The organism is Dactylosporangium sp. NPDC048998 (assembly GCF_043197855.1).
Lineage (GTDB): Bacteria > Actinomycetota > Actinomycetes > Mycobacteriales > Micromonosporaceae > Dactylosporangium.
Genome location: NZ_JBICTV010000001.1, coordinates 715,943 through 741,493, shown reverse-complemented (window position 1 = coordinate 741,493; position 25,551 = coordinate 715,943). Strand labels below are relative to the sequence as shown.

Genomic DNA, 25,551 nt, shown 5'->3' with positions numbered 1-25,551 from the left:
GCTGCGGCGGCGATCGAACAGCGAGGAGCGACCCGAGTCGGCCTCATCGCCGAACAGGGAAACCCTATCGTCTCGAACCGGTCACGACCCCGCGGGGGGTGTCGGGTGACGTGTTTCCCCCGTCACTCACCCGACCAGCATCTCCGGGGTGACCGCCGACTCGGTGTCCGGAATGCCCAGGTCACGCGCCCGCTTGTCGGCCAGGGCCAGCAGCCGGCGGATCCGCCCGGCGATCGCGTCCTTGGTCAGCGGCGGGTCGGCGAGCGCGCCGAGCTCCTCCAGCGACGCCTGCCGGTGCTCGAGGCGCAGCGTGCCGGCGCTGAACAGGTGCTCGGGGGCGGAGTCGGCGAGGATCTCCATCGCCCGGGCGACCCGGGCGGCGGCGGCCACCGCGGCCCGCGCGGAGCGGCGCAGGTTGGCGTCGTCGAAGTTGGCCAGGCGGTTGGCGGTGGCCCGCACCTCGCGGCGCACCCGCCGCTCCTCCCAGGTCAGCACGCTCTGGTGCGCCCCGATGCGGGTGAGCAGCGCGGCGATCGCATCGCCGTCCTTGACCACGACCCGGTCCACCCCGCGCACCTCGCGGGCCTTGGCGGTGATGCCGATGCGCCGGGCGGCGCCGACCAGCGCGAGCGCGGCCTCCGGCCCCGGGCAGGTGATCTCCAGCGCGCAGCTGCGGCCCGGCTCGGTCAGCGAGCCGTGCGCCAGGAACGCACCCCGCCACGCGGCGACCGCGCAGCACATGTTCGCCGACACGACGTGCGGCGGCAGGCCGCGAACCGGTCGTCCACGCACGTCCAGCAGGCCGGTCTGGCGGGCGAGGGACTCGCCGTCCTTGACCACGCGCACGATGAAGTGGCTGGCCTTGCGCAGCCCGCCGGAAGCCAGGACGTGGATCTCGCTGGAGTACCCGTACACCTCCGACACCTCGCGGCGCAGCCGTCGGGCGGCGGCGTTGGTGTCGAGCTCGGCCTCCACGACCACCCGGCCGGAGACGATGTGCAACCCACCGGCGAAGCGCAGCAGCGCGGCCATCTCGGCGCGCCGGCAGCAGGGTTTCGCCACGTCCACCCGGCTCAGCTCGTCCTTGACCGCAGCGGTCATCGCCATTCTGTCGTCACCTCGCGGTTTTCGTGTTCAAGGTCATGTCGTGACGTGCCTGCCCCCGCCCGTGCCGCGCGCCGGGCGCCGTTGCCGGTGTGCCCCGGCGCGCGCCCGCCGCCCGCGATCCCGACGCGGCCATCGGCGCGCAGCAGTGGCTCGAGCGCCGCGGCCAGCGCCTTCGGGTCGTGCCGAGGCGCCCCGTCGCCGACCGCGACCGGGGCCAGCACCAGCCGCGCACCCAGCGATTCTGCCGCACGATGGACCGGTTCGGGGTCGCCTACGGCTTTCCCGTCGGCAAGAACTACATCGACCCGCAATCCAGGGAGATAACGATCCAGCGCGGCGAGGTGTTCCGGCAGCGTCAGCCCGGCGGTCTCGCTGTCGGCGGCCAGGTTGAGCGTGACCAGGCGCCGGGCCGGGCTGTCCCGGATGGCGGCGGCGAGCCCCGGGACCAGCAGGTGCGGAATCACGCTGGTGAACCACGACCCGGGGCCGAACAGCAGCCAGTCGGCGTCGCGCACGGCCCGCACCGCCTCGGCGCACGCCTCCGGCTCGGCCGGGGTCAGGCGTACCCGGTCGATGTTCTTCGTCGTCACCGCGACCTCGTGCTGACCGCGGACGGTGACGACCTCACCACCCTCGGAGAGATCCGCCTCGATGTGCAGCGGATCCCGGGACATCGGCAGCACGCGGCCGCCGCAGCGCAGCATCTGCGCGGCCCGGTCCAGCGCGACGACCGGGTCGCCGGCGACCTCCATGAGCGCGCAGAGCACCAGGTTGCCGACCGGGTGCCCGGCGATGTCGTCGTCGCCTGCGAACCGGTGCTGGAACAGGTCGGCGGTCGCGGTCTCCTCGGCGAGCGCGGCGAGGGCCTGGCGCAGGTCGCCCGGGGGCAAGATGTCGCGGGTCGCGCGCAGCCGGCCGCTGGAGCCGCCGTCGTCGGCGACCGTGACCACGGCCGTGATGTCCAGGGGCAGCTGGCGCTGGAGCATGCGCAGGGCGCGCAGCGAGGCGGACAGGCCGTGCCCGCCGCCGAACGCGACCGCCCGGACGGCCGGGCCCGCCGTCCGTGTGCCGTTGTCGCCGCCCGCCTTCAGGCCCGTCATTCGCGTCCCAGGTCGCGGTGCTGGGGCGAGGCCGCGAGCCGCATGTCGCGCAGCCGCCGGGCGAGCTCTTCGGCGATGGCGACGCTGCGGTGCTTGCCGCCGGTGCACCCGACGGCGATCGTCAGGTAGCGCTTGCCCTCGCGCTCGAACCCGGGCGCGGTCGCGTTGATCAAGCGCGCGTAGGTCTCCACGAACGTGATCGCCCCGCGCTGCCCGAGGACGTACCGGCTGACGTCGGTCTCCTTGCCCGTGTGCTCGCGCAGCTCCGGCACCCAGTACGGGTTGGGCAGGAACCGCGCGTCGAGCACGAAGTCGGCGTCGGGCGGCAGCCCGTACTTGAAGCCGAAGGAGAGCACCGTGACCCTGATCTGGGTGGTGTCCTCCTCGCCGAACATCTCCTCGATGCGCCCGCGCAGCTGGTTGACGTTCAGGTGACTCGTGTCGATCAGGACGTCGGCCTGCTCGCGCGCCTCCTGCAGCAGCTTGCGCTCGGCGGCGATACCGTCGGACAGGCGCCCCGCGCCCTGCAGCGGGTGCGAGCGCCGCACGCTCTCGAAGCGCCGGATCAGCACCTCGTCGTCGGCGTCGACGAACACCATCCGCGGGTTGAACCCGCGCTCCCGCAGCGACTTGACCGCGCCCGGCAGATCCGTGGAGAACGCGTGGCTGCGCACGTCGAGCACCATGGCGGTGCGGCGGACGGCCCCTTGCGCGGCGTGGGCGAGCTCGGCCATGTCGAGCAGCAGCGCCTGCGGCAGGTTGTCGACGACGTAGTACCCGACGTTCTCGAGCGCCCGCGCCACGGTGCTGCGCCCGCCCCCGGACACCCCCGTCACGATGACGAGGTCGGTGGCGTTTCGCCCCGGCAGCGCCCCTTCACCGGGATCGCCCCCTTCGCCCGGATCGCGGCCTTCGCCGGGATCGTTGCCGATCCTCCGCCCCGCGCCGTGCTCCGCGGCCCCGGCCCGCTCGTTCTCCGGGCCCGCGACACTCCGTCCGGCTTCCGCGCGGCCTTCCCGGCCCACGACGATCGGCCCGCCCCCGCGACCAGCGGCGGCGTGCTCGGCTTCCCGCTCCGCGCGCGGCCCGGCTTCGCGGTCGGTGACGGTCCGCCCGTCCCGCGGATCCGCGGCCGCGTCACTGAACGGCGGGGCGCCGCCGTCGGGCCCGGTGGCGTCACTCGGCACGTCGCCTTCTCTCGACACGTCGATGAGTTTATGTCGTACCGCTCGCGCCATCGGACGGTCGGTCGGTTTGCACTAGTTCGCGGTGTCCGTCCCATCCGTCGCCGCTTCGCCCGATCTCACCACCGCCGACACACGGACGGGCGAATCCGCGCTGTGGTCACCGTGCGCCACGTCACGTTGCCCGCCCGGCACGCCGCCGCCGCCACGCACCTCGCCTGACTCGTCGCCGGCCTCGCGCACCTCATCACGACGGCCCTCGCTCGCCCGACCAACGCCCTCACGCGGCAGGTCACGGGCCTCACTCGCCTGGTCAGGGCCTTCGTGCGGCTCATCGACGGCCTTGCGCGGCTCGTCACGGGTCTGGTCGGCGGCGGGGCGGGCCTCGGTGGTCGCGGCGCGCGTCTCGTCGATGGCAGCAGCGGAGTCCGGCGGCGCGGGGGTGTCGGCGCCGGGGGCGGTGGGGACGTCGCCGCCGAGGGCGGTGAGGATCGCCTCCGCCGTGCGGCGGCCGATGCCGGGGACCTCCGCGATCTCTTCGAGGCTCGCCGCCTTCAGCCTTTTGAGTGAACCGAAGTGGCGCAGCAGGGCCTTGCGGCGGATCTCGCCGAGACCCGGCACGGTGTCGAGGGTCGACGCGGTCATGCGCTTCGAGCGCTTCTGGCGGTGGTACGTGATCGCGAAGCGGTGGGCCTCGTCGCGGACGCGCTGCAGCAGATACAGGCCCTCGGAGGCGCGCGGCAGGATCACCGGGAACTCGTCGTCGGGCAGCCACACCTCCTCCAGGCGCTTGGCGAGGCCGCAGATCGTGATGTCGTCGATGCCGAGGTCGAGCAGCACCTGGGCGGCGGCGTTGACCTGGGGCTGGCCGCCGTCGACGACGACGAGCTGGGGCGGGTAGGCGAACTTGCGCGGGCGGCCGGTCGTCGGGTCGATGCCGGGGCGGGACGGGTCGGCCTCGCCGGCCTCGTCGATCTCGACCTTGGCGTCGAGGTATCGCGCGAACCGCCGGCGCAGCACCTCGGAGATCGCGGACACGTCGTCGGTCGCGCCGTTGATCGCGAAGCGCCGATACTCGCTCTTGCGCGACAGCCCGTCCTCGAAGACGACCATGCTCGCGACCACGTCGGTGCCCTGGATCTGCGACACGTCGTAGCACTCGATGCGCAGCGGCGCGGTCTGCATGCCCAGCGCCTCGGCGATCTCCTCCAGCGCCTTGCTGCGGGTGCTGAGGTCGCCGGCCCGGCGCAGCTTGTGCTGCTGCAGCGCCTGCTCGGCGTTGCGCGCGACGGTCTCGGCGAGAGCCTTCTTGTCGCCGCGCTGCGGCACCCGGATCGCGACCCGGCTCCCGCGCAGCCGGGTCAGCCAGTCGGCGAGCGCGTCGACGTCGGCCGGCAGCTCCGGCACCAGCAGCTCCCGCGGCAGGTCGGCGGCCTCGGCGCCGGCCTCGCTGCCGTAGATCTGGGTGCAGAAGTGGTGCACGAGGTCGCCGGCGGTGAGATCCTCGGTCTTCTCGACGATCCAGCCGCGCTGGCCGCGCACCCGCCCGCCGCGGACGTGGAACACCTGGACGGCGGCCTCGAGCGGGTCGTCGGCGAAGGCGACCACGTCGGCGTCGGTGCCGTCGCCGAGCACCACGGCCTGCTTCTCCATCGCTCGGCGTAGCGCCCCGAGGTCGTCGCGCAGCCGCGCGGCGCGCTCGAAGTCCAGCTCGTCGGAGGCCTGGTACATCTCCCGCTCGAGCTGCTTGATCATCGTGTCGGTCCGGCCGGCCATGAAGTCGCAGAAGTTCTCGACGATCTGCCGGTGCTCGTCCTGGCTGACCCGGTCGACGCACGGCGCCGAGCACTTCCCGATGTAGCCCAGCAGGCACGGCCGCCCGATCTGCCCCGCGCGCTTGAAGACGCCCGACGAGCACGTGCGGGCCGGGAACACCCGCAGCAGCAGGTCGAGCACCTCGCGGATGGCCCAGGCGTGCGCATACGGCCCGAAATAGCGCACGCCCTTGCGCTTGGCGCCCCGCATCACCTGCAGCCGCGGATACGCCTCGTCGAGCGTGACGGCGAGATACGGATAGCTCTTGTCGTCGCGATACCGGACGTTGAACCGCGGGTCGTACGCCTTGATCCAGTTGTACTCGAGCTGCAGCGCCTCGACCTCGGTGCCGACGGTGACCCAGTCGACCCGCGACGCCGTGGTGACCATCTGCTGGGTGCGCGAGTGCAGCGTCCACAGGTCGGCGAAGTAGCTGCTGAGCCGCTGCCGCAGGCTCTTGGCCTTGCCCACGTAGATGACCCGGCCGGAGGGGTCGTAGAAGCGATACACCCCCGGCGCGTCGGGAATGGTCCCCGGAGCGGGTCGATACGTCGACGGGTCAGGCACGGTTCGAGACTATCCGGGGGGTACGACAAAACCGGCGAGGGCCGGTCGCCGCGACGGCAACGACCCTCGCCACGCATTATCACGAAAAATCATGATATGTCCGATAAATTCTGACGCCGCCGGGTGTCGGGATTTATCGGACCCTGCGACCAGACCTCACGTCGTCAGGTAGATGTCCTCGCCGTCGATGCGCAGCTTCTTCTCCTCCAGCTTCGTGGTGGCCGGCGGGTTGGTGACCGAGCCGTCCACCGCCGAGAAGGTGCTGCCGTGACACTTGCAGTTGATCGAGTTGTTCGCCACGTCCGTCACGACGCACTGCTGGTGCGTGCAGATCGCCGTGAAGGCCTTGAACGTGCCGGACTCCGGCTGGGTGACCACCGTGCCGCCACCGTCGGAGACGATCTTGCCACCCCCGACCGGAATTTCCGACTTCTTGGCGATCGGGCCGCCGGGGCTGGAGTTGTTGGCGGTGCTGTTCGATCCGCTGTCGTCGCCTCCACAGGCGGCGATGACGGACGCGGCCGTCACGCCGACCGCTCCGGCGAGCACCGCGCGGCGGGTCGTCTCACTCATCAAGCTCCTCCAATGGTCGTAGGCCCGCAGGCTGCGGCCATGAATACACAGAACATGGAGGGTACGGTTCAATGCTCAACAAAGTCTGAGAACTCGCCGCGAATGCCGCGTCAGGCGCGCACGACGTAGCCGCCGCGCACCTCGACCCTGATGCCCTTGAGCCCTCGCGGGGCCGGGCCCTCCACCCGGCTGCCGTCGGCGACCTTGAACTTCGAGTTGTGCCGCGGGCACTGGATGATCGGGTTGCCGTCGAACGGCGGGTCGACGATCGCGCCTTCGTGCGGGCATGCCGCGTCGTACGCCTTGAAGGTCCCCTTCGCCGGCTGGATCACCAGCACCGTGTCCTTGACGATGACCCCGCCGCCGACCGGCACCTCGCCCGCGGCGACCAGCGCGTTGGACGGCACCTGCGGCTCGCCGCCCCCGCTCGAGCCGGTGTCGTCGAACGGGTTGCCGCCGGCGGTGCTCGGCGCGGCCGGCGCGCTGGAGCCGCCCGGCTGCCCGCCGGCGCCCGGGGCGGGCTCGTCGCCGCCGCACCCGGCGAGCACGGCGATGCCCATCGCGCCCGCGCCGAGCAGCAGCGTCCGCCGCGCGGCGGTGGCGCAGGGTTTGAAGATGTCCTCGACCGGCACGTGACTCCTCCTGAGCTCAGCCTCGCCCGCGGCCACCGTAGCAGCGCCGCCCGCGAGCCCGCCGAGCATGGGAGAAACGCCCGGGGGCGGTCCCGTGGTCCCGCCCCCGGCACGTGCTCAGCCCTTTGCCGCCGCCTTCTTCGCCGGGGCCTTGCGCGGTGCGGCCTTCGTGGCCTTGGTCGCCGCGGAGGCCGCGGGGGCCGCGGTCTTCGCCGCGGCCGTCGTCTTCGCCGGGGCGGTCGACTTGGCCGCCGGGGCCGCCTTGGCCGCGGTGGTCGCAGTGGTCGCAGTGGTCGCCTTCGCGGCCGCCGCACGCGCGCCGGCCGTCTTCTTCGGCGCCGCGACCGGCTTGGTGCCGTTGGCCTGCGCCGCGCGGTCGCGGGCCGCCGGGTCGCCGCTGGCCGGGCCGGTCAGCCCCAGCACGTGGCGCAGGAACTGCCCGGTGTAGCTGTCCGGGAGCTCGGCGACCTCCTCCGGGGTGCCGGCCGCGACGACCGTGCCGCCCTTGTGGCCGCCCTCCGGGCCCATGTCGATGATCCAGTCGGCGGTCTTGATGACGTCGAGGTTGTGCTCGATGACGATGACCGTGTTGCCCTTGTCCACCAGGCCCTGCAGCACCAGCAGCAGCTTGCGGATGTCCTCGAAGTGCAGGCCGGTGGTCGGCTCGTCCAGCACATACACCGTCCGGCCCGTCGAGCGCTTCTGCAGCTCCGAGGCGAGCTTCACGCGCTGCGCCTCGCCGCCGGAGAGCGTCGGGGCTGGCTGGCCGAGCCGCACGTACCCGAGGCCGACGTCGACCAGCGTCTTGAGGTGCCGGTGGATGGCCGGGATCGCCTCGAAGAAGCCGGCCGCCTCGTCGATGGGCATGTCCAGCACCTCGGCGATCGTGCGACCCTTGTAGTGCACCTCGAGGGTCTCGCGGTTGTACCGCGCGCCCTTGCAGACCTCGCACGGGACGTACACGTCGGGCAGGAAGTTCATCTCGATCTTGATCGTGCCGTCGCCGGCGCACGCCTCGCAGCGGCCGCCCTTGACGTTGAACGAGAACCGCCCGGGGCCGTAGCCGCGGACCTTCGCCTCGGTCGTCTCGGCGAAGAGCTTGCGGATGTTGTCGAAGACGCCGGTGTACGTCGCCGGGTTGGACCGCGGCGTCCGGCCGATCGGCGACTGATCGACGCCGACCACCTTGTCGACGAGGTCGAGGCCGGAGATGCGGGTGTGCCGCCCGGGCACCAGCCGGGCGCCGTTGACGGTGTTGGCCAGCACGGCGTGCAGGATGTCGTTGACCAGCGTCGACTTGCCCGAGCCGGAGACGCCGGTGACCGCGACGAGCTGGCCCAGCGGGAACGGCACGGTCAGGTTGTGCAGGTTGTGCTCGCGGGCCCCGACGACGACCAGCTCGCGGCCGGGCGTGCGCGGGCGCCGGATGGCCGGGGTCGGGATGCTGCGGCGGCCGGACAGGTAGGCCCCGGTCACCGAGTCCTCGGTCTTGACCAGGTCGTCGTACGGCCCGCTGTGCACGACCCGGCCGCCCTGCTCGCCGGCACCGGGCCCGATGTCGACGATCCAGTCGGCGGTGCGGATGGTGTCCTCGTCGTGCTCCACCACGATGAGCGTGTTGCCGAGCTTCTTCAGCCGCACCAGGGTCTCGATGAGCCGGTGGTTGTCGCGCTGGTGCAGGCCGATGCTCGGCTCGTCGAGGACGTAGAGCACGCCGACGAGGCCGGAGCCGATCTGGGTGGCCAGTCGGATGCGCTGCGCCTCACCGCCGGACAGCGTGCCGGCGGCCCGGTCGAGGGAGAGGTAGTCCAGGCCGACGTCCACGAGGAACCGGAGCCGGGCGTTGATCTCCTTGAGCACCCGCTCGGCGATCATCTTCTGCCGGTCGGTGAGCGTCATCGCGCCGAGCAGCTCGGCGCACTCCCCCACCGACAGGTTGCACACGTCGGCGATGCTGCGCCCGGCGATCGTGACCGCGAGGATCTCCGGCTTGAGCCGGGTGCCGCCGCAGGTGCCACAGGGCACGTCGCGCATGTACCCCTCATACTTGTCCCGCGACCAGTCGCTCTCGGTGTCGGCGTGGCGGCGCTCGATCCACTGCACCACGCCCTCGAACCCGGTGTAATAGGAGCGCTCGCGGCCGTACTTGTTGCGATACCGGACGTGGACCTGGTCGTCGGAGCCGTAGAGGATCGCCTTCTGGCCGCGCGAGGACAGCGCCCGCCACGGGGTGTCGAGGTTGAAGCCCTCCTCGTCGCCGAGCGCCTCGAGCAGCCGCAGGAAGTAGTCCAGCGTGTGCCCGGTCGCCCAGGGCGCGATCGCGCCCTCGCGCAGCGAGCGCTCCGGGTCGGGGACGATGAGCTCCGGGTCGACCTCCTTCTTGGTGCCGATGCCGGTGCAGTCCGGGCAGGCGCCGTACGGCGCGTTGAAGGAGAACGAGCGCGGCTCGAGGTCCTCGACCGACAGCGGGTGCTCGTTGGGACAGGCGAGGTGCTCGGAGAACAGCCGCTCCCGGTGCTCGTCGTCCTCGGGCAGGTCGACGAACTCGAGGATCACGATGCCGGCGGCGAGCTTGAGCGCGGTCTCGACCGAGTCGGTGAGCCGCTGCTTGGCGCTCGGCTTCACCGCGAGCCGGTCGACGACCACCTCGATGGTGTGCTTCTCCTGCTTCTTGAGCTTCGGCGGGTCGGTCAGTGCGTGCACGACCCCGTCGATGCGGGCCCGCGCGTAGCCCTTGGACTGCAGCTCGCTGAACAGGTCGACGTATTCACCCTTGCGCCCCCGCACCACCGGCGCGAGCACCTGGAAGCGGGTGCCCTCGTCCATGGCCAGGACGCGGTCGACGATCTGCTGGGGCGTCTGCTTGGTGATCGCCTCGCCACAGACCGGGCAGTGCGGCTCGCCGACGCGGGCGTAGAGCAGCCGCAGGTAGTCGTAGACCTCGGTGATGGTGCCGACCGTCGAGCGCGGGTTGCGCGAGGTCGACTTCTGGTCGATCGAGACCGCCGGGGACAGGCCCTCGATGAAGTCGACGTCGGGCTTGTCCATCTGGCCGAGGAACTGGCGCGCATACGAGGAGAGCGACTCGACGTATCGCCGCTGGCCCTCGGCGAAGATCGTGTCGAACGCCAGGCTCGACTTGCCCGAGCCGGACAGCCCGGTGAACACGATCATCGCGTCGCGCGGCAGGTCGAGGCTGACGTCGCGAAGGTTGTGCTCGCGGGCGCCACGGATGATCAAGCGGTCGGACATGCTTCCCCTTGACAGAGACAACTTGGCAGTGATTTGTCCGGTTCGAACACCGTCACGGTGCCAGCCGACAACTCTAGCCAGGGGGTATGACATTTTTCGGCGCCCGGGCGCCCGAGGGGTGCTCGAACGGGGGATGCCCCGCGGCTACGGCCGTGCCGGCCGCCGGCGTTCGCGGCTTTCGCGCCGCACCCGCCGTACCGCTGCCAGCATCTGCTCTTTTTGCAATTTCTGCCAGTGCGCGTAGCGCCGCGGGCTCAGCTCGCCGGTCTCGACCGCCGCCCGGACGGCGCATCCCGGCTCGTCGGCGTGCTTGCAGTCCTGGAACCGACAGTCTTCCGCGAGCCGCGTCACGTCCGCGAACGCCCGGTCGAGCCCGGCCGCGGTGTCGAACATGCCGACGAGGCGTACGCCGGGCGTGTCGAGGATCGAGCCACCGCCCGGCATCGGGATCAACGCCCGATATGTGGTGGTGTGCCGGCCCCGGCCGTCGGCGCGCAGCTCGCGGGTCTGCATCACCGGCGCCCCGGCGAGCGCGTTGACCAGGCTGGACTTGCCCGCTCCGGACTGCCCGAGCAGCCCGAGCGTGCGGCCGTGCGCGACGAGCGGGCGCAGCGCGTCCAGGCCCAGCCCGGTGCGGGCGCTGACGGCGTGCACCTCCACGCCGGACGCGCGCCCCGGCATCTGGGCCGCGAGCGCCTCCGGATCGGCCGCCAGGTCGGCCTTGGTGAGCACCAGATGCGGCTTTGCCCCCGACTCCCACGCGAGCGCCAGCAGCCGCTCGATGCGCCCCAGGTCGGGCGAGGGGTCGACCGGCTCGACGACCGCGACCGCGTCGATGTTCGCCGCCAGGACCTGGCCGAAGGACTCCTCGCCCGCCACCGCGCGGACGATCGCCGTGCGCCGGGGCAGCACCGCCTCCGCCGTCAGCCGCCCGTCCGGCCAGGTGCGCACGACCAGCCAGTCGCCGGCGCAGGGCAGCGCGCCCGGGTCCTGCGCGGCGCGGGCCAGCAGGCCGCCGGACAGGCTCGCCCGGACCGGGCCGCCGGCCGCGAGCGCGGTGCAGACGCCCCGGTCCACGCGGCTCACCCGCGCGGGCTGCTGGCCGGGCACGGCGAACCCGCGCTCGAAGGCCGCGGCGAAGGCGTCGTCCCAGCCCAGGGCCGACAGGTTAATATGCATGGCATCCTTCCGTACGAACTGGCGTTCGGAAATCCACGGTAGGCAGCGCGTCCATGCCGCGAAACCGAATATCGGGGCTATGGTCAGGGCGTGCTTCCCTCGCATGTGCTCGCCGGCGCCGTCGGACTCCGCCTCGAGCGGGCCGACGTGCAGTGGCACGTCTCGCCCGGCCAGGACGACTCGCTGATGCGGTTCTGGCTGACGTTCGGCGGCACGTCCTACGGGTTTCACGTCGGCGCCGAGGACGAGATCCTGGACGTGATCGTCGAGGAGCGCGGGACCGACGCCGACATGGGCGTCTACGGCCGCCTCGAGGTCAGGTCCGCCGGCGGCCGTGACCCCGCGGCCTTCGCGGTCGGCCAGCGGCTCGTCGTGGTCCATGATCTTTTCGCGGGGTACCTCGGGAAGCCCATCGGCGCCAGGCTGTCCTTCGAGACCGTCGACCTCAGCGTGGCCGACTGGGAGGACGAACTGCACTGGGCCGTCGGCGACCTGCCGCCCGCCGTCGGGGTACGCCAGCGCTAGGGTGTCTGCTGTGACAGCCGACCCGCTGGTGCTCGACCCCGAGCTCGAACGAGCCACCGCGCGACTGCTCGCCACCGTGCGCGGCCTCGACGACGCCGCGCTCGCCGCGCCCTCCCGCTGCCCCGGCTGGACCCGCGGCCACGTGCTCAGCCACCTGGCCCGCAACGCCGACGCGTACGTCAACCTGCTCACCTGGGCCCGCACCGGCGTGCGCACCCCCGCCTACGCGAGCCCGCAGGCCCGCGACGCCGACATCGAGGCCGGCGCGGCCCGCCCGCTCGCCGAGCACCTCGCCGACCTCGAGGCCGCCGCCGCCCGTTTCGCCGCCGCGATCGACGCGACCCCCGCCGAGGCGTGGCCGGCGATCGTGGCGTTCCCCTCCGGCAAAGAGGTCCCCGCCGCTCAGCTCGTGTGGGCGCGCATCTGCGAGGTCGAGCTGCACCACGTCGATCTCGACGCCGGCTACGGCCCCGCCGACTGGCCGCCCGCGTTCCCGCTGCGCCTGCTCCACGACCCGGCAACCCCGCGTGTGGCGACCCTCGCGGACCCGGACGGCACCGTGCTCCTCACCGTCCCGTCCACACCGACCGTCACCGGCCCGGCCCATCTCTTGGCCGCCTGGCTCTCCGGCCGCGGCGACGGCACCGGCCTGACCGGCGACCTGCCCAGCCTGGAGGCATGGAAATGACCACCGGACTCGCGATCACCAAGCTCTCCGTCGGCCCGATGGACAACAACGCGTACCTGCTGCGCTGCCGCACCACCGGCGAGGGCGTCCTGATCGACGCGGCCAACGAGGCGCCGCGGCTGCTCCAGCTCGTGGAGCCGGAGGGCATCCGCGCGGTCGTCACCACCCACCACCACCCCGACCACTGGGCGGCCCTCGCCGAAGTGATCGAGGCGACGGGCGCACAGTCCCTGGCCCACCCGGCCGACGCCCCCGAGATCCCGGTGGTCACCGGAACCCTGAACGAGGGCGACACCCTCCACGTCGGCGACTGCACCCTGTCGGTGATCCACCTCGTGGGCCACACCCCGGGCTCGATCGCCCTGTACTACGAGCCGGACGGCGGCCACCTCTTCACCGGCGACTCCCTCTTCCCCGGCGGCGTCGGCAACACCCGCGGCAACAAGGCCGACTTCGACTCCCTCTTCCACGACGTGACCACAAAGCTCTTCGACCGCCTGCCGGACGAGGTGACGTTCTACCCGGGCCACGGCAAGAACTCCACGCTCGGCGCCGAGCGCCCGTCGTTACCGCAGTGGCGCGAACGCGGCTGGTAACTCGCCGGCTCAGGACTTCCCCGACCTGGCTCGTCGACCGGACCGGACGATAGGTTGCGGGCCATGACCGGATCGACGAAGCCCGTCTACCTCCTGGACTTCCTGCCCGAGGACTGGCGCGAGGCGGTCAGCCCGTACGTCGACGCCGACGTCGTCGCGGCGCTGTCCTCGTTCGTTGTCGAGCAGTACCGGTCGGCCACGGTGTACCCGCGGAAGCAGGACATCTATGCCGCGTACCGGTTGTGCCCACTCGCGGCCACCCGGGTCCTCATCCTCGGCCAGGACCCGTATATCCGGCCGGGACAGGCCCACGGGCTGAGCTTCAGTGTGCCGCCGGGCGTCCCGGTCCCGCCGTCCCTGCGCAACGTGTACCAGGAGATGCGCGACGATCTGGCGGTGGAACCGCCGCCGTCCGGCGACCTGACCGCGTGGTGTCGGCAGGGGGTGATGCTGCTGAACTCTGTGCTGACCGTCCGCGCCGGCACCCCGAACTCGCACAAGGGGCGCGGCTGGGAGAACATCACCGACGCCACGATCCGGGCGCTGAACGAGAAGGCCGACCGGGTCGTGTTCGTACTTTGGGGCGCGGCGGCGAAGGCGAAGGCGCCGCTGGTGACAAACGACCGGCATGTTGTACTGCGGGCCGGGCACCCCAGCCCGATGAACCCGGCCGGTTTTCTCGGCAGCCGACCGTTCAGCCGGATCAACGCGGCGCTCGTGGCGGCCGGGACGCCACCGGTGCGCTGGTCACCGGCGATGCCGCGGCAGTGACCCGGGCCGCGGGGATGTGACCACGCCCGATGGCACGATCCGCCATGACCAAGGTTCTCATCGACATTGACAGCGGCCGCTTGGCTCGCTCCTCCAGGCTCCATCACCTGACGGGGTAACGCGCCAGAGGCTGGTGATCCGCGAGCGCTCCCGCAGCGCCGCCCACCGCCCATCGCCCATCGCCCATCGCCCACCAACATGGTTCACGATGCGTGACACATGATTGGCAGATCGTGAGCGTCTTGCGTAGGCTCTCCCGCCGTGCCCTCACACCTCCACGAGATCCTCATCGAGATGTTCCGGGGCCGGCCGAGCTTGGCCGCCGAGCTCTTGACCGGCCCACTCCACGTCAAGGTGCCGGACTTCGAGAAGGCGCGCCTGTCCCCCGGCGAGCTCACCGACGTCGCTCCGACCGAGTACCGCGCTGACGCCGTAGTCACGCTGGACGACCAGCACGACACCGTGCTCGCGGTGGTGGTCGAGGTGCAGCTGCGGATCGACCCGCGCAAGCGGCGCAGCTGGCCTGCGTACCTCGCCACCCTGTACGCACGGCTCGACTGCCCCGTTGTGCTACTGGTGGTGTGCCCCAACCGGCCCGTCGCCGAGTGGTGCGCGACACCGATCGTCCTCGGCCCACCCGGCTCCGTGGTGACCCCGGTGGCCCTCGGTCCGGACCAGGTTCCCGTCGTCACCGACCTCGACGCGGCCCGCCGCATCCCCGAACTCGCCGTGCTCTCAGCGCTCGCGCACGGCGACCGTCCCGACCCCACACCGATCTTCGAAGCCCTGCTCACAGCACTCGACATCATCGATCATGACCATGCCAACCTGTACACTGACCTTGTGCTCGCAGCGCTGCCGGCGGCGGCCCGGGACTGCCTGGAGGACCTGATGACCACCACAAGCCACCGATACCAGAGCGACTTCGCCCGCAGGTACTTCAGCGAAGGTGAAGCCAGCGGCGAGGCACGGGGCGAGGCGCGCGGCGAGGCACGGGGCGAGGCGCGCGGCGAGGCGCGCGGCGAGGCACGGGGTGAAGCCCGCGGCCTGGCCACCTCGGTCCTGGCGATCCTCGACGAGCGAGGCGTCGACGTTCCGGATGACATCCGCGCTCGAATCGCAGGCTGCACCGACCTCGACAAGCTCCACGCCTGGCTCCACCGTGCCATCAAGGCCGACACGATCCAGGACCTCGGCGACTGACCGCTCAGAACGGCAAACCGCGCCGCCGGCCGACGGGGCCGGCGGCGCCGGCGTCTGCGGTCGCTCCCGGCCGACCAGGCGAGCGGAGAAGCCCTTTGCCTCCGCCGTAGCCCGGCAGCGGCGCGCGCAGCCACTCGGCGACACCACCGGGCGTCGTTGGCTGAGCCGTGGTTCGGGTCAGCGGCGGCCGGGGCCGGCGGAGCGGACGTCCTCGGACTGCCAGGCCTCCAGGCTCGTGACGTCCGCCGGGGGCTGGCCACACAGGACGTACCGGCGCGGGGCCATGGCGGCGTGGCGGCCCGGTAGCAGGGCCACGCAGCGGCGGTGGGCCTCGGCGGGGGTGGTGGGGCCGTCCGGGGTTTCGGCGATGTACGCGACGAGCGGGTCGCCGTCGGCTGTCGCGAAGACGCGGGTCACCGCCGGGGCCAGGGCCTCTTCGACCAATTGTTGTACCTCGGCCAGGTCGATCCAGCAGTTGTCGACCAGCAACCAGCCCGGCGGGCGCTCGATCGGCGGCAGGGCGATCGCCTCGACGGTGGCGGCGTGGTCGAGGTCGCCCGGGGCCGCCGCCACGAGCAGTCGTTCCAGCGCCAGGAGGAGCGCCTTGGCCTCGTCGGGGGTCAGGCGGCCGGTGTCGCCGCTCCACACCCGGGCCACGAGCTCGCCGTCGACCTGGCCCAGGTCGAAGCGGAGCAGGATGTTGGTCGGCGGCAGGTCGGCCCACTCCAGGCGGGTGGGGGCCGGCGCGGGGGACGGGGCCGGGGCGTCGAAGCCGCGGGTGTCCACGACGACGCTGTTGAACAGGGGCTCGAACGTCGGGGCGACGCCGCGCTCGGTGGCGAGCCAGGTGGAGTACTCGTGCTGGCGGTACACGTCGTAGGCGCCGTGCAGGCCGGCCTGCAGCACCGAGCCGAAGCAGCGGCGCACGAGCTCGTCGAACGTCGGCTCGCCCACCTCGACGGACACGAACGTGGACTGGGCCAGTGTGCCGACGTACTCCCGCAGGCTCGACTCGAACCGGTTGGCCGACAGCATCACGAACTGGCAGGTGTGGTATCCGGTGCGCCGCGCCAGCAGTGCGCAGAGCGCGGCGAACACGATCGTCGGGCGGCTCACCTGGGTGCGCGCGGCGATGTGGTCGAGGGCCTGGGCGGCGGCCTCCGACGACATGCCGTAGGCGCCCGATCCGGTGGCCGGGCGGACGCGTGGGCGCGCGTACAGGTGCACCGGGGCCGAGGCCAGCTGCCGGCTCCAGTGGCGCAGGCCCTGGTCGAGGCGGCGGCGGTGGGACGGCTGGCGCTCGACGGTCGACCGGTCCAGCGGCTGCTGCCGGGCCTCACCGAGAACGCGGGCGGCGGGATCCCGGGCCATCTGGGCGAACTCGCGGCCGAGGATCACCAGGGCCTGGAAGTCGACCGCCAGGTGGGAGTAGAGGGCGACGGCGGTGAGCACGGTACCGTCGCGGACGGCGATCGCCAGGCGTACCGGAGCCTCCACGGTCACGTCGATCGGCTTCTCGCGGGCGAGCGCGACCAGGCGCTCGGCGACGCGTTCCGGCGGGTCGTCCTCGCCGGAACGGTAGACGGCCATCGGGACCTCGCCGGCGGTGAGCACGCGCTGCTCGCCGGGCTCGCCGAGCACGTACCGGCTGCGCAGCGCCTCGTGCCGGCACAGCAGCACGCCGAAGCACTCGGCGACGTCGCGGATCGTGACGCCCGGCGGCACCGCGAAGGTCTGGTCGAGCATCGCCGCCGGCGCCTGCGGCGCGTCCTCCAGCCACTTCCCGATGTTGAGCTGCCCGACGGTCAGGGGTCCGGTCGCGGCGCGCCAGCCCTGGAAGCGCACCGGCACCGAGTCGAGAGGAAACAGCTGCACCATTGGGCCCTCTCCGGCGACGACTGAATGATACACATCGATCATTCTGGTTGCGACGCGTTCCTGCCACCGCCGTTTCGGACCCGCCCGGATGGCCGCCCGTACGACCACTTTCGAAATACGGGCATACCGCGCCGGCATTTCGAAAGTGATCGGACGGGACCGGAGGGTCAGTCGGTGCCGGACTCCATGGCCGCGTGGTCGAGCAGCTCGGCGTCCTCCGGCACGGCGCCGCGCGCCGCGATCGCGGCGGCGCCGCCGGCGGGCATGGCGCCGAGCAGGTCGGCGGACGGGGTCTGGTTGGCGCCGATCAGCATCGGGTGGGGGCTGCCGATCACGTTGAGCGTGACGTACTGCTCCAGCTTCGCCCGCGAGTCGGCGATGTCGAGGTTGCGCATGGTCAGCTGGCCGATGCGGTCGACCGGGCCGAACGCGGCGTCCTCGATGCGCTCCATCGACAGCTTCTCCGGGTGGTACGACAGGGCCGGGCCGGTGGTGTCCAGGATCGAGTAGTCCTCGCCGCGGCGCAGCCGGACCGTCACCTCGCCCGTGACGGCCGAGCCGACCCAGCGCTGCAGGGCCTCGCGCAGCATCAGGGCCTGCGGGTCGAGCCAGCGCCCCTCGTACAGCAGGCGGCCGAGCTTGCGGCCCTCGTTGTGGTACGCGGCGACCGTGTCCTCGTTGTGGATCGCGTTGACCAGGCGCTCGTACGCGGCGTGCAGCAGCGCCATGCCCGGCGCCTCGTAGATGCCGCGGCTCTTGGCCTCGATGATGCGGTTCTCGATCTGGTCGGACATGCCCAGCCCGTGCCGGCCGCCGATGGCGTTCGCCTCAAGCACCAGGTCGACGGCGGTGGCGAACTCCTTGCCGTTGATGGTGACCGGGCGGCCCTGCGCGAAGCCGATCGTGACGTCCTCGGCCGGGATCTCCACGGCCGGGTCCCAGAAGCGCACGCCCATGATCGGGTCGACGATCTCGATGCCCGCGTCGAGGTGCTCCAGCGACTTGGCCTCGTGGGTGGCACCCCAGATGTTCGCGTCGGTGGAATACGCCTTCTCGGTGCTGTCGCGGTAGGGCAGCCCGTGGGCGAGCAGCCACTCCGACATCTCCTTGCGCCCGCCGAGCTCGCCGACGAACTCGGCGTCGAGCCACGGCTTGTAGATGCGCAGCGACGGGTTGGCGAGCAGGCCGTAGCGGTAGAACCGCTCGATGTCGTTGCCCTTGAAGGTGGAGCCGTCGCCCCAGATCTGCACGTCGTCCTCGAGCATCGCGCGCACCAGCAGGGTGCCGGCCACGGCGCGGCCGAGCGGCGTGGTGTTGAAGTACGCACGGCCGCCGGAGCGGATGTGGAACGCCCCGCAGGCCAGGGCCGCGAGGCCCTCCTCGACGAGGCTCGCTCGGCAGTCGACCAGGCGGGCGACCTCGGCGCCGTACGCCGTGGCGCGCCCCGGCACCGAGGCGATGTCGGGCTCGTCGTACTGGCCGATGTCGGCGGTGTAGGTGCACGGGACGGCGCCCTTTTCGCGCATCCACGCGACCGCTACCGAGGTGTCGAGGCCGCCGGAGAAGGCGATCCCGACGCGTTCGCCGACGGGCAGGGAGTTCAGGACCTTGGACACGGATAAAGCATATACGAGGGAGTGCATAATCATGCAAGCCCGTGGTGGATGACACTCTCGCGCGCACAGTCAGCAGCGCGGATCGAACACTTTCAAACAAGTTCTATCAAAGTCCATCGCGAATACGCATACTTGAGCATCGACGCGTCGTCCGGTGCCGCCGCCATCGGTACCGAGGAAGTCCCCCCGACGAAAGAGGTCCTCCCGTGGTCAGTCGATCACGCCCGGGCCGGCGCCGGATCCTCCTGTCCGCCGTCGCCAGCCTCGTTCTCACCGCAGCCGCCCTGGTCGGGCTCAACAGCCCGGCCCAGGCGGCCGGCCCGCTGCCCTGTGACATCTACGCCTCGGCCGGCACGGCGTGCGTCGCCGCGCACAGCACGACCCGAGCGCTCTTCGCGGCGTACAACGGGCCGCTCTACCAGCTGCAGCGCGCCTCCGACGGCGCCACGCACAACGTGGGCCCGCTGGCCGCCGGCGACTACGCCAACGCCGGCGACCACGACGCCTTCTGCAACGGCACCACGTGCACCATCATCCGCATCTACGACCAGACGTCGCGGCACAACGACCTGACCCCGGGCCCGGCGGGCACCGCGGGCATGGGCGCGGACAAGCCGGCCGACGCGAGCGTCATCGCGGTCACCGCCGGCGGGCACAAGGTGTACGGCGTGTGGATCTCGCCGCTGCACGGCTACCGCTACACCGGCGTCGCGTCCGGCGTGGCCGTCAACGGCCAGCCCGAGGGCGTGTACATGGTCGCCAGCGGCACCCACGTCGGCTCGGCCTGCTGCTTCGACTACGGCAACGCCGAGTCCACCCCGGCCGACACCGGCAACGGGCACATGGACGCGATCAGCATCGCGACCACCTGCTACTTCCCGCCGTGCACCGGTTCCGGGCCGTGGATCGAGGCCGATCTGGAGAACGGCATGTTCCAGGGCGCCAACGGCTCCAACACCGCCAACCTGGGCAACAACAGCACGTACGTCACCGCGACGCTGAAGAACAACGGACAGACGACGTACGCGCTCAAGGGCGGCAACGCGCAGTCCGGCGGGCTGTCGACGTGGTGGAGCGGCGCGCTGCCCAACCGGGGCGGCTACGTGCCGATGCACCAGGAGGGCGGCATCATCCTGGGTACCGGCGGCGACAACAGCAACTGGAACATGGGCACCTTCTTCGAGGGCGCCATGGTGTACGGCTACCCGACCGACGCCGCCGAGAACTCGGTCCAGGCCAACGTGGTGTCGGTCGGGTACAGCGGGCAGACCAACGTGCCGAACGGGCCGCAGGGCACCGTGACCGGCCCGGGCGGCAAGTGCGTGGACGTGGCCGCGGACGACACCGCGGGCAACGGCGGCGCGGTGCAGCTGTGGGACTGCCAGACGTACGCCGAGGACCAGCACTGGCAGCACTACGCCGATAACACGCTGCGCACGCTGGGCCGCTGCCTGGACATCAACGGCAACGGCACCGCGGGCGGCACGCAGGTGGAGCTGTGGGACTGCAACGGCGCCGGCGGCCAGAAGTGGGTGCAGCAGGCCGACGGCTCGCTGCGCAACCCGCAGTCCGGCCGCTGCCTGGACTCCCCCAGCGGCGCCACCGCCAACGGCACCCGCCTGCAGATCTGGGACTGCAACGGCTCCGCCGCGCAGAAGTTCTCGGTCAACGGCGGCGGTACCAGCATCGGCCCGGGCGGCAAGTGCGTGGACGTGGCCGCGGACGACACCGGCGGCAACGGCGCCGCGGTGCAGCTGTGGGACTGCCAGTCCTACGCGGTGGACCAGCACTGGTATCACCAGTCCAACGGCGCCCTGCGCACCCTGGGCCGCTGCCTGGACATCATCGGCAACGGCACCGCCAACGGCACTCAGGTGGAGCTGTGGGACTGCAACGGGGTCGGCGGCCAGAACTGGCAGCAGCAGGCCGACGGCTCCCTGCGCAACCCGCAGTCCGGCCGCTGCCTGGACTCCCCCAGCGGCGCCACCGCCAACGGCACCCGCCTGCAGATCTGGGACTGCAACGGCTCCGCCGCGCAGAAGTTCGCGCTGAGCTGATCCTCCCGCGACGAAGAGGGGCGCGCCGGGCGCCCCTCTTCTCGTCTTCCGGTCGAGCCGCCGGGGCCGCCGACCCCCGTACTGCCGCCGATCCCGGAGCCGCTCACCGGTCCCCCCACGCCCGCCCGGACCGTACCCGCCGTCCTCACCCGGAAGCACTCCGCCGATCCGGGCGGCAGCTCCGGCCGATCGTGGCCCGTTCGTGCCGTGAAGTACCACCCATTCCGGCTGCGGCCGGCGACCGGCCCGGGGGCGAGCGTCAGAGGTAGGCGGGCAGGCTCGCGCGCAGGCAGGCGAGCATCGCCGCGCGCTCGGCGGCCGGCATTGCGGCGGCGGCGCGGCGCACCGCGACCAAGACGTCGTCGAGCGGGATCGACGCGTCGGCGCCGGCCGCGTGGTGGCGCACCTGGGCCAGCAGGTCTGCGACGTAGGTGACCACGTCGTCCTGGCCGGAGGCGGTGTCGCCGGGGCCGGACGGGTGTTCCCACAGCCAGGCGAGCACCCGGCCGAACGCCTCGCCGGCGTGCAGGGCCGCGCCACGGGCCCGCTGGGCCAGGATCGCGGCCGCGGACTCGCAGATCAGCGCGCCGATCAGCTTCTCGAAGATGTGGTCAGGCACCTCACGCGTCCGCACATCCCACTCCCACCGATCGGTGTGTGACGACGGGTGATGTTACCGCTTCAATGCGTCAGGAACGAGGCGCCGCCCGAACTGTTCGTCAACCAGACCCCGGCGGGCGATCCCGCCACGGCATGTGCCCGACCGATCGCCGACCGTAGCGGGACGAACGGTGTACGGAACGGGCGGGTCGCGATGATGGAAGACTGCTGTTCATGACGACGCTGGGTACCGTGTTTCTGCCGCAGTTGCCGCCCGAGCGGCTGCGCGACGTCGTGCGCGCCGCCGACGAGGCCGGGCTCGAGGAGCTGTGGCTGTGGGAGGACTGCTTCCTGGAGGGCGGGCTGACCACCGCGGCCGCGGCCCTCGCATGGTCGTCGCGGCTGCGGGTGGGCGTCGGGCTGCTGCCGGTACCGCTGCGCAACGTGGCGCTGAGCGCCATGGAGATCTCGACGCTGTTCCGCATGTTCCCGGGCCGGGCTGTCGTCGCCGCCGGGCACGGGGTGCAGGACTGGATGGGGCAGGTCGGGGCGCGGGCCGCGTCGCCGCTGACGCTGCTGCGGGAATACACGGAGGCGCTGCGGGCGCTGCTGCGCGGCGAGCGGCTGTCCACCCAGGGCCGGTACGTGCGCCTCGACGACGTGGCCCTGGACTGGCCCCCGCCGGGCCCGGCGCCGATTCTGCTCGGTGCGACGGGCGACAAGACCCTTCGCCTATCCGGCGAGGTCTCCGACGGCACGGTGCTCACCGGAGGCACCGATCCGGCGACGGTACGGCGGGCGCGCGGCCTGATCGACCAGGGGCGCTCGGCGGCCGGGCGGACCGACGCGCACCCGGTCGTCGTCTACCTGCACGCGGCCACCGGTCCGGACGCGGCAGCGCGGATGGCGGCCGAACTCGCCCGCTGGGGGCACGCCGACCCTGCCCGCGACGTGTCGGTGGCCGGCGACGAGCACGCGTTCGCTGAGGCGGTGGCGCGCTGGGCCGAGGCCGGCGCGGACAGCGTGATCCTGCAGCCCACGCCCGACGACCCGGACCCGGAGGGCTTTGTGCGGTTCGTCGCCGAGCGCGTCCGCCCGCTGGTGCAGTGACCCGCATGCCTGATCTTCCGGAGATTTCCGATAATCCGGCCGTCGCCGGGGTTGCAGCGAGCGGCATCGCCTTCCAGGTGGTCGAGCACGGCCCGGTGCGCAGCCTGGCCGAGGCGGCCGCGGCGCGCGGCGTGGCGATCCCCGACGTGGTCAAGACCATCGTGGTCCGACTGAGCGAGGGCGACTACCGCTTCGTGCTCGTGCCCGGCGATCGGGTGATCTCCTGGCCGAAGCTGCGGGCCCTGCTCGGCGTCGCGCGCATGTCGATGCCGGACGCGGCGACGGCGAAGGAGGCGACCGGCTTCGAGCGCGGCACGATCACGCCGTTCGGGTCGTCGACGGCGTGGCCGGTGATCGCCGACGAGCGGATCCGGGGCCGCGAGATCACGCTCGGCGGCGGCCGGCACGGCGTCGCCCTGGCCGTCTCGGCGGACGCCGCCATCGCGGCGCTGGACGCGACGGTCGCCGACGTTTCCGAGCCCGAACCACCGCCGTCGAAGGGCTGATCGAAGGTCGCTTTTCTCCGGAGGTACACGCTGAATAGCCTCGACCGATTAGGGCGATTCATGCGAAATGCCCGAATAACCGGGAAAGCCGGTTTATTTTGGCTTCGGCAGTGATCATTGCCCGGGTCGGGTCTGGCCTGCGCGGCTGGTCAGTGGGCCGGGCCGCTCGCCAGGCGGAAGTCGGCGAAGTCGAAGCCCGGTGCCACCACGCAGCTGACCAGGACCGGTTCGTCGCCGGCCGGGGTGGCGGCCTGCCACACGCCGCCGGGGACGACGGCCTGCGGGTGCTGGCCGGCGGTGACGTCGGCGCCCAGCAGGACCTCCGGGCCCGGGGCCGGGTGGTCGCCGACGCCGCCGAGGCGCAAGGTCAGTGGGCCGCCGGAGTGCCAGAACCACAGCTCGTCGGAGCGCACCACGTGCCATGCTGACTCCTCGCCGGGGTGCAGCAGGAAGTAGATCGCGGTGGCGGCGCTGCGCGGACCCTCGTAGCCGTCGGGGGCGAACGTCACCGGGGAGCGCCAGGTCTCGCGGTACCAGCCACCTTCGGGGTGCGGCCGCATGTCGAGCTGCTCGGCCAGGTGCGGTCTCATAGGGGGTACCGTAACCGGCCTAACGCCCAATGCCCGCGGACCCGGCGGTTTGCAATGCTGGGCAGGTGAGACTGCAATCGCGCACCGGGGCCTTCGTCGAGCTGCGCGCCGCCGCGGCGCAAGAGGACGAGTCCCCGCAACGGCTGGTCGTCGAGGGGGTCGTGGACGCGCTGGACGGGCGGGCGTGGATGTTCCGGGCGGCATGCCTGACCCGCGACGAGGCGCGGCTGCTCGGTGAGTGGCTGCTGCGGGCGGCGAAGGGGCGGGTGGAGCTGCAGGAGCGGCTCACGTTCCCGGCGCTGTCGTTCACGCTCGACGAGCACGAGTACGGTCAGCCGCGGCTCATCGTCGGCTTTTCGCAGCAAACGGCGCCGTCGTGGCTCGGCGACGAGCGGGAGCACACGTTCGACTACCCGGTGACGCTGGACCTGACGCCGGAGTCGCTGGAGGCCGCGGCCGTCGACTGGGAGCGGGAGCTGACCCGCGGTCCGGGCCGGCACGCCTCCTGACCGGCGCCGGGTGCGGCCCGCGAGCGACCCAGCATCATCCGCAACACTGGCCCCTCCTGTCACGAGACCGCGGGGGCTAACATCGCCCAATGCGACGACGGTTCGGGATCATGCTGGTGGTGGCCGCGCTCGCGCTGGCGGCCTGCGGCGACGAGCGCCTGCCGGCCGATCCCGGCGACCACCTGCCGAACGTGGGCGACTCCGCGGCCTCGGAGGCGCTGGACGCGTCGGGTGCGCCGGACGGCGCGGGCGGCATCGGCTCGGCGCCGTCGTCCGGGGCCGGCGCGACCAAGGGCCAGTCGTACACGAACGGCAACCCCGACGGGCACGCCGCCGTGCCGCAGGAGGCGCAGGCGGCGGACACCTCCAGCCCGACCTGGATCCTCGGCGACGGCACCCCGGCCGGGTGCACCTCGGAGAAATTCGTCGCGGCCGTCGCCGCGGGCGGGACCATCACGTTCAACTGCGGGCCGGACCCGGTGACGATCGTGGTGAAGGAGACCGCGAAGGTACGCAACCGGTCACCCAAGGTGGTCATCGACGGTGGCGGCAAGGTCACGCTCAGCGGCGAGGGGAAGCGCCGGATTCTGTACCAGAACACCTGCGACAAGGCGCAGGAGTGGACGACCGGCCACTGCCAGGACCAGGAGACCCCGGCGCTGACGGTGCAGAACATCGCGTTCGCGGACGGCAACTCGACCGGCGACAAGACCGAGGGCGGTGGCGGCGGCGCGATCTTCGTGCGGGGCGGGCGGTTCAAGGCGGTCAACACGCGGTTCGTGCGCAACCGCTGCGACGACACCGGCCCGGACCTGGGCGGCGCCGCGATCCGGGTGCTCAGCCAGTACCACAACCAGCCCGTCTACATCGTCGGCAGCACCTTCGGCGGCGCCTCCGGCCAGGGCGGCGTGTGCGCCAACGGCGGCGCGCTGAGCAGCATCCAGGTGTCGTGGGTGGTGCTCAACAGCGTGTTCTCGTACAACTCGGCGATCGGCAAGGGCGCGAACCCGGCGCGGTCGGGCACCCCGGGCGGCGGCAGCGGCGGCGCGATCTACTGCGACGGCGACAACTTCACCGTCCGCCTCGCGGGCACGCTGATCGAGCAGAACAAGGCGAACGAGGGCGGCGGCGCGGTGTTCTTCGTGAGCAACAATCGCACCGGCACCATGTCGATCGAGGGCTCGACGCTGCGCAAGAACCCCAGCGCGGGCTTCGAGACGAGCGGCTTTCCCGGCATCTTCTTCCTGGGCGCGAAGCCCCCGTCCGTCTCCTCCTCAACGCTGAGCAAATAGAACGCCCGGGATCAACGCGATGGGGTGGTCGAGGGCCGGGCCGGGCCGGTGACGCTCCACAGCTTGGCCGTGTCGTCCCAGCTGGCGGTGCCAGCGTCGTGGCCCGGGGACGGGGGACGGCGGTGCGGACGGCGTCGTGAGCCCGGCGCTGGCCATGCGCGGATCCTAGATTGACAACGGTGCCGCAGGCAGCCCACAACT

Annotated in this window: 20 protein-coding genes and 2 pseudogenes; 10 read left to right on the top strand and 12 right to left on the bottom strand. The window is 72.1% G+C overall.

The features are described from left to right. Nucleotides 1-126: 126 nt before the first annotated feature. From whiA to rsgA, 8 genes and pseudogenes are all read right to left on the bottom strand, one after another. Entirely contained in the window at nt 127-1,107 is a 981-nt protein-coding gene (gene whiA, locus ACGFI8_RS03470; protein WP_392799306.1) for a DNA-binding protein WhiA, read from the bottom strand. Then, nucleotides 1,098-2,207, bottom strand: coding sequence for a uridine diphosphate-N-acetylglucosamine-binding protein YvcK (yvcK, locus tag ACGFI8_RS03465; protein ID WP_392799303.1), 1,110 nt, complete (start codon nt 2,205-2,207; stop codon nt 1,098-1,100). Before yvcK ends, whiA begins: the two co-directional genes overlap by 10 nt. Continuing rightward, nucleotides 2,204-3,076 (bottom strand): RNase adapter RapZ, encoded by an 873-nt coding sequence (rapZ, locus tag ACGFI8_RS03460; RefSeq protein ID WP_392799661.1) that lies wholly within the window; start codon nt 3,074-3,076, stop codon nt 2,204-2,206. The genes yvcK and rapZ overlap by 4 nt, the downstream gene beginning before the upstream one ends. Before the next feature lie 792 nt (nt 3,077-3,868). Next, nucleotides 3,869-5,773 (bottom strand): annotated as a pseudogene (uvrC, locus tag ACGFI8_RS03455) (excinuclease ABC subunit UvrC); the annotation flags it as partial. 156 nt (nt 5,774-5,929) lie between these two features. After that, nucleotides 5,930-6,346, bottom strand: a complete 417-nt coding sequence (locus ACGFI8_RS03450; RefSeq protein ID WP_392799300.1) for a Rieske (2Fe-2S) protein — start codon at nt 6,344-6,346, stop codon at nt 5,930-5,932. Between the two features lie 110 nt (nt 6,347-6,456). Beyond that, entirely contained in the window at nt 6,457-6,978 is a 522-nt protein-coding gene (locus ACGFI8_RS03445) for a Rieske (2Fe-2S) protein (RefSeq protein ID WP_392799298.1), read from the bottom strand. 294 nt (nt 6,979-7,272) lie between these two features. After that, nucleotides 7,273-10,230: pseudogene (uvrA, locus tag ACGFI8_RS03440) on the bottom strand (excinuclease ABC subunit UvrA); the annotation flags it as partial. 144 nt (nt 10,231-10,374) lie between these two features. Next, a complete protein-coding gene (gene rsgA, locus ACGFI8_RS03435; protein ID WP_392799295.1) occupies nt 10,375-11,409 on the bottom strand; it encodes a ribosome small subunit-dependent GTPase A in 1,035 nt (344 codons plus the stop codon). A 90-nt stretch (nt 11,410-11,499) separates the two neighbouring features. Between rsgA and ACGFI8_RS03430 the strand changes: the two genes are divergently transcribed. The 5 genes from ACGFI8_RS03430 to ACGFI8_RS03410 all read left to right on the top strand — a co-directional run bounded on the left by ACGFI8_RS03430 (nt 11,500) and on the right by ACGFI8_RS03410 (nt 15,192). After that, entirely contained in the window at nt 11,500-11,934 is a 435-nt protein-coding gene (locus tag ACGFI8_RS03430) for a hypothetical protein (protein WP_392799293.1), read from the top strand. Between the two features lie 10 nt (nt 11,935-11,944). Further along, nucleotides 11,945-12,622 (top strand): maleylpyruvate isomerase family mycothiol-dependent enzyme, encoded by a 678-nt coding sequence (locus tag ACGFI8_RS03425; RefSeq protein WP_392799291.1) that lies wholly within the window; start codon nt 11,945-11,947, stop codon nt 12,620-12,622. Then, nucleotides 12,613-13,218: an MBL fold metallo-hydrolase gene (locus ACGFI8_RS03420; RefSeq protein ID WP_392799288.1), complete on the top strand. Its 606-nt coding sequence runs from the start codon at nt 12,613-12,615 to the stop codon at nt 13,216-13,218. Before ACGFI8_RS03425 ends, ACGFI8_RS03420 begins: the two co-directional genes overlap by 10 nt. 63 nt (nt 13,219-13,281) lie before the next feature. Continuing rightward, complete coding sequence (locus ACGFI8_RS03415) at nt 13,282-13,989, top strand: uracil-DNA glycosylase (RefSeq protein WP_392799285.1); 708 nt, start codon at nt 13,282-13,284, stop codon at nt 13,987-13,989. A gap of 261 nt (nt 13,990-14,250) precedes the next feature. Continuing rightward, nucleotides 14,251-15,192, top strand: coding sequence for a hypothetical protein (locus ACGFI8_RS03410; RefSeq protein WP_392799282.1), 942 nt, complete (start codon nt 14,251-14,253; stop codon nt 15,190-15,192). A 177-nt stretch (nt 15,193-15,369) separates the two neighbouring features. Here ACGFI8_RS03410 and ACGFI8_RS03405 read toward each other — a convergent pair whose 3' ends face one another. Both ACGFI8_RS03405 and argG read right to left on the bottom strand, forming a co-directional pair. Then, complete coding sequence (locus ACGFI8_RS03405) at nt 15,370-17,070, bottom strand: condensation domain-containing protein (RefSeq protein ID WP_392799279.1); 1,701 nt, start codon at nt 17,068-17,070, stop codon at nt 15,370-15,372. A gap of 167 nt (nt 17,071-17,237) precedes the next feature. Continuing rightward, complete coding sequence (gene argG, locus ACGFI8_RS03400) at nt 17,238-18,686, bottom strand: argininosuccinate synthase (RefSeq protein WP_392799277.1); 1,449 nt, start codon at nt 18,684-18,686, stop codon at nt 17,238-17,240. Between the two features lie 206 nt (nt 18,687-18,892). On the opposite strand from argG, the gene ACGFI8_RS03395 reads away from it, so the two are divergent. After that, nucleotides 18,893-20,743: an arabinofuranosidase catalytic domain-containing protein gene (locus tag ACGFI8_RS03395; RefSeq protein WP_392799274.1), complete on the top strand. Its 1,851-nt coding sequence runs from the start codon at nt 18,893-18,895 to the stop codon at nt 20,741-20,743. A gap of 259 nt (nt 20,744-21,002) precedes the next feature. On the opposite strand, the gene ACGFI8_RS03390 is transcribed toward ACGFI8_RS03395, so the two are convergent. Further along, nucleotides 21,003-21,377 (bottom strand): hypothetical protein, encoded by a 375-nt coding sequence (locus ACGFI8_RS03390; protein WP_392799271.1) that lies wholly within the window; start codon nt 21,375-21,377, stop codon nt 21,003-21,005. A 200-nt stretch (nt 21,378-21,577) separates the two neighbouring features. Between ACGFI8_RS03390 and ACGFI8_RS03385 the strand changes: the two genes are divergently transcribed. Next, entirely contained in the window at nt 21,578-22,453 is an 876-nt protein-coding gene (locus ACGFI8_RS03385) for an LLM class flavin-dependent oxidoreductase (protein WP_392799269.1), read from the top strand. A gap of 5 nt (nt 22,454-22,458) precedes the next feature. After that, nucleotides 22,459-22,959, top strand: a complete 501-nt coding sequence (locus ACGFI8_RS03380; protein ID WP_392799266.1) for an aminoacyl-tRNA deacylase — start codon at nt 22,459-22,461, stop codon at nt 22,957-22,959. Between the two features lie 149 nt (nt 22,960-23,108). Here the strand turns inward: ACGFI8_RS03380 and ACGFI8_RS03375 are convergent, their stop codons facing one another. Further along, the gene (locus ACGFI8_RS03375; RefSeq protein ID WP_392799263.1) at nt 23,109-23,549 is read right to left on the bottom strand and encodes a cupin domain-containing protein; all 441 of its coding nucleotides are present in this window, start codon (nt 23,547-23,549) and stop codon (nt 23,109-23,111) included. A 65-nt stretch (nt 23,550-23,614) separates the two neighbouring features. On the opposite strand from ACGFI8_RS03375, the gene ACGFI8_RS03370 reads away from it, so the two are divergent. Together ACGFI8_RS03370 and ACGFI8_RS03365 are read left to right on the top strand one after the other, a co-directional pair. Then, nucleotides 23,615-24,058: a hypothetical protein gene (locus ACGFI8_RS03370; RefSeq protein ID WP_392799260.1), complete on the top strand. Its 444-nt coding sequence runs from the start codon at nt 23,615-23,617 to the stop codon at nt 24,056-24,058. An 89-nt stretch (nt 24,059-24,147) separates the two neighbouring features. After that, the gene (locus ACGFI8_RS03365) at nt 24,148-25,350 is read left to right on the top strand and encodes a hypothetical protein (protein WP_392799257.1); all 1,203 of its coding nucleotides are present in this window, start codon (nt 24,148-24,150) and stop codon (nt 25,348-25,350) included. Nucleotides 25,351-25,551 lie beyond the last annotated feature (201 nt).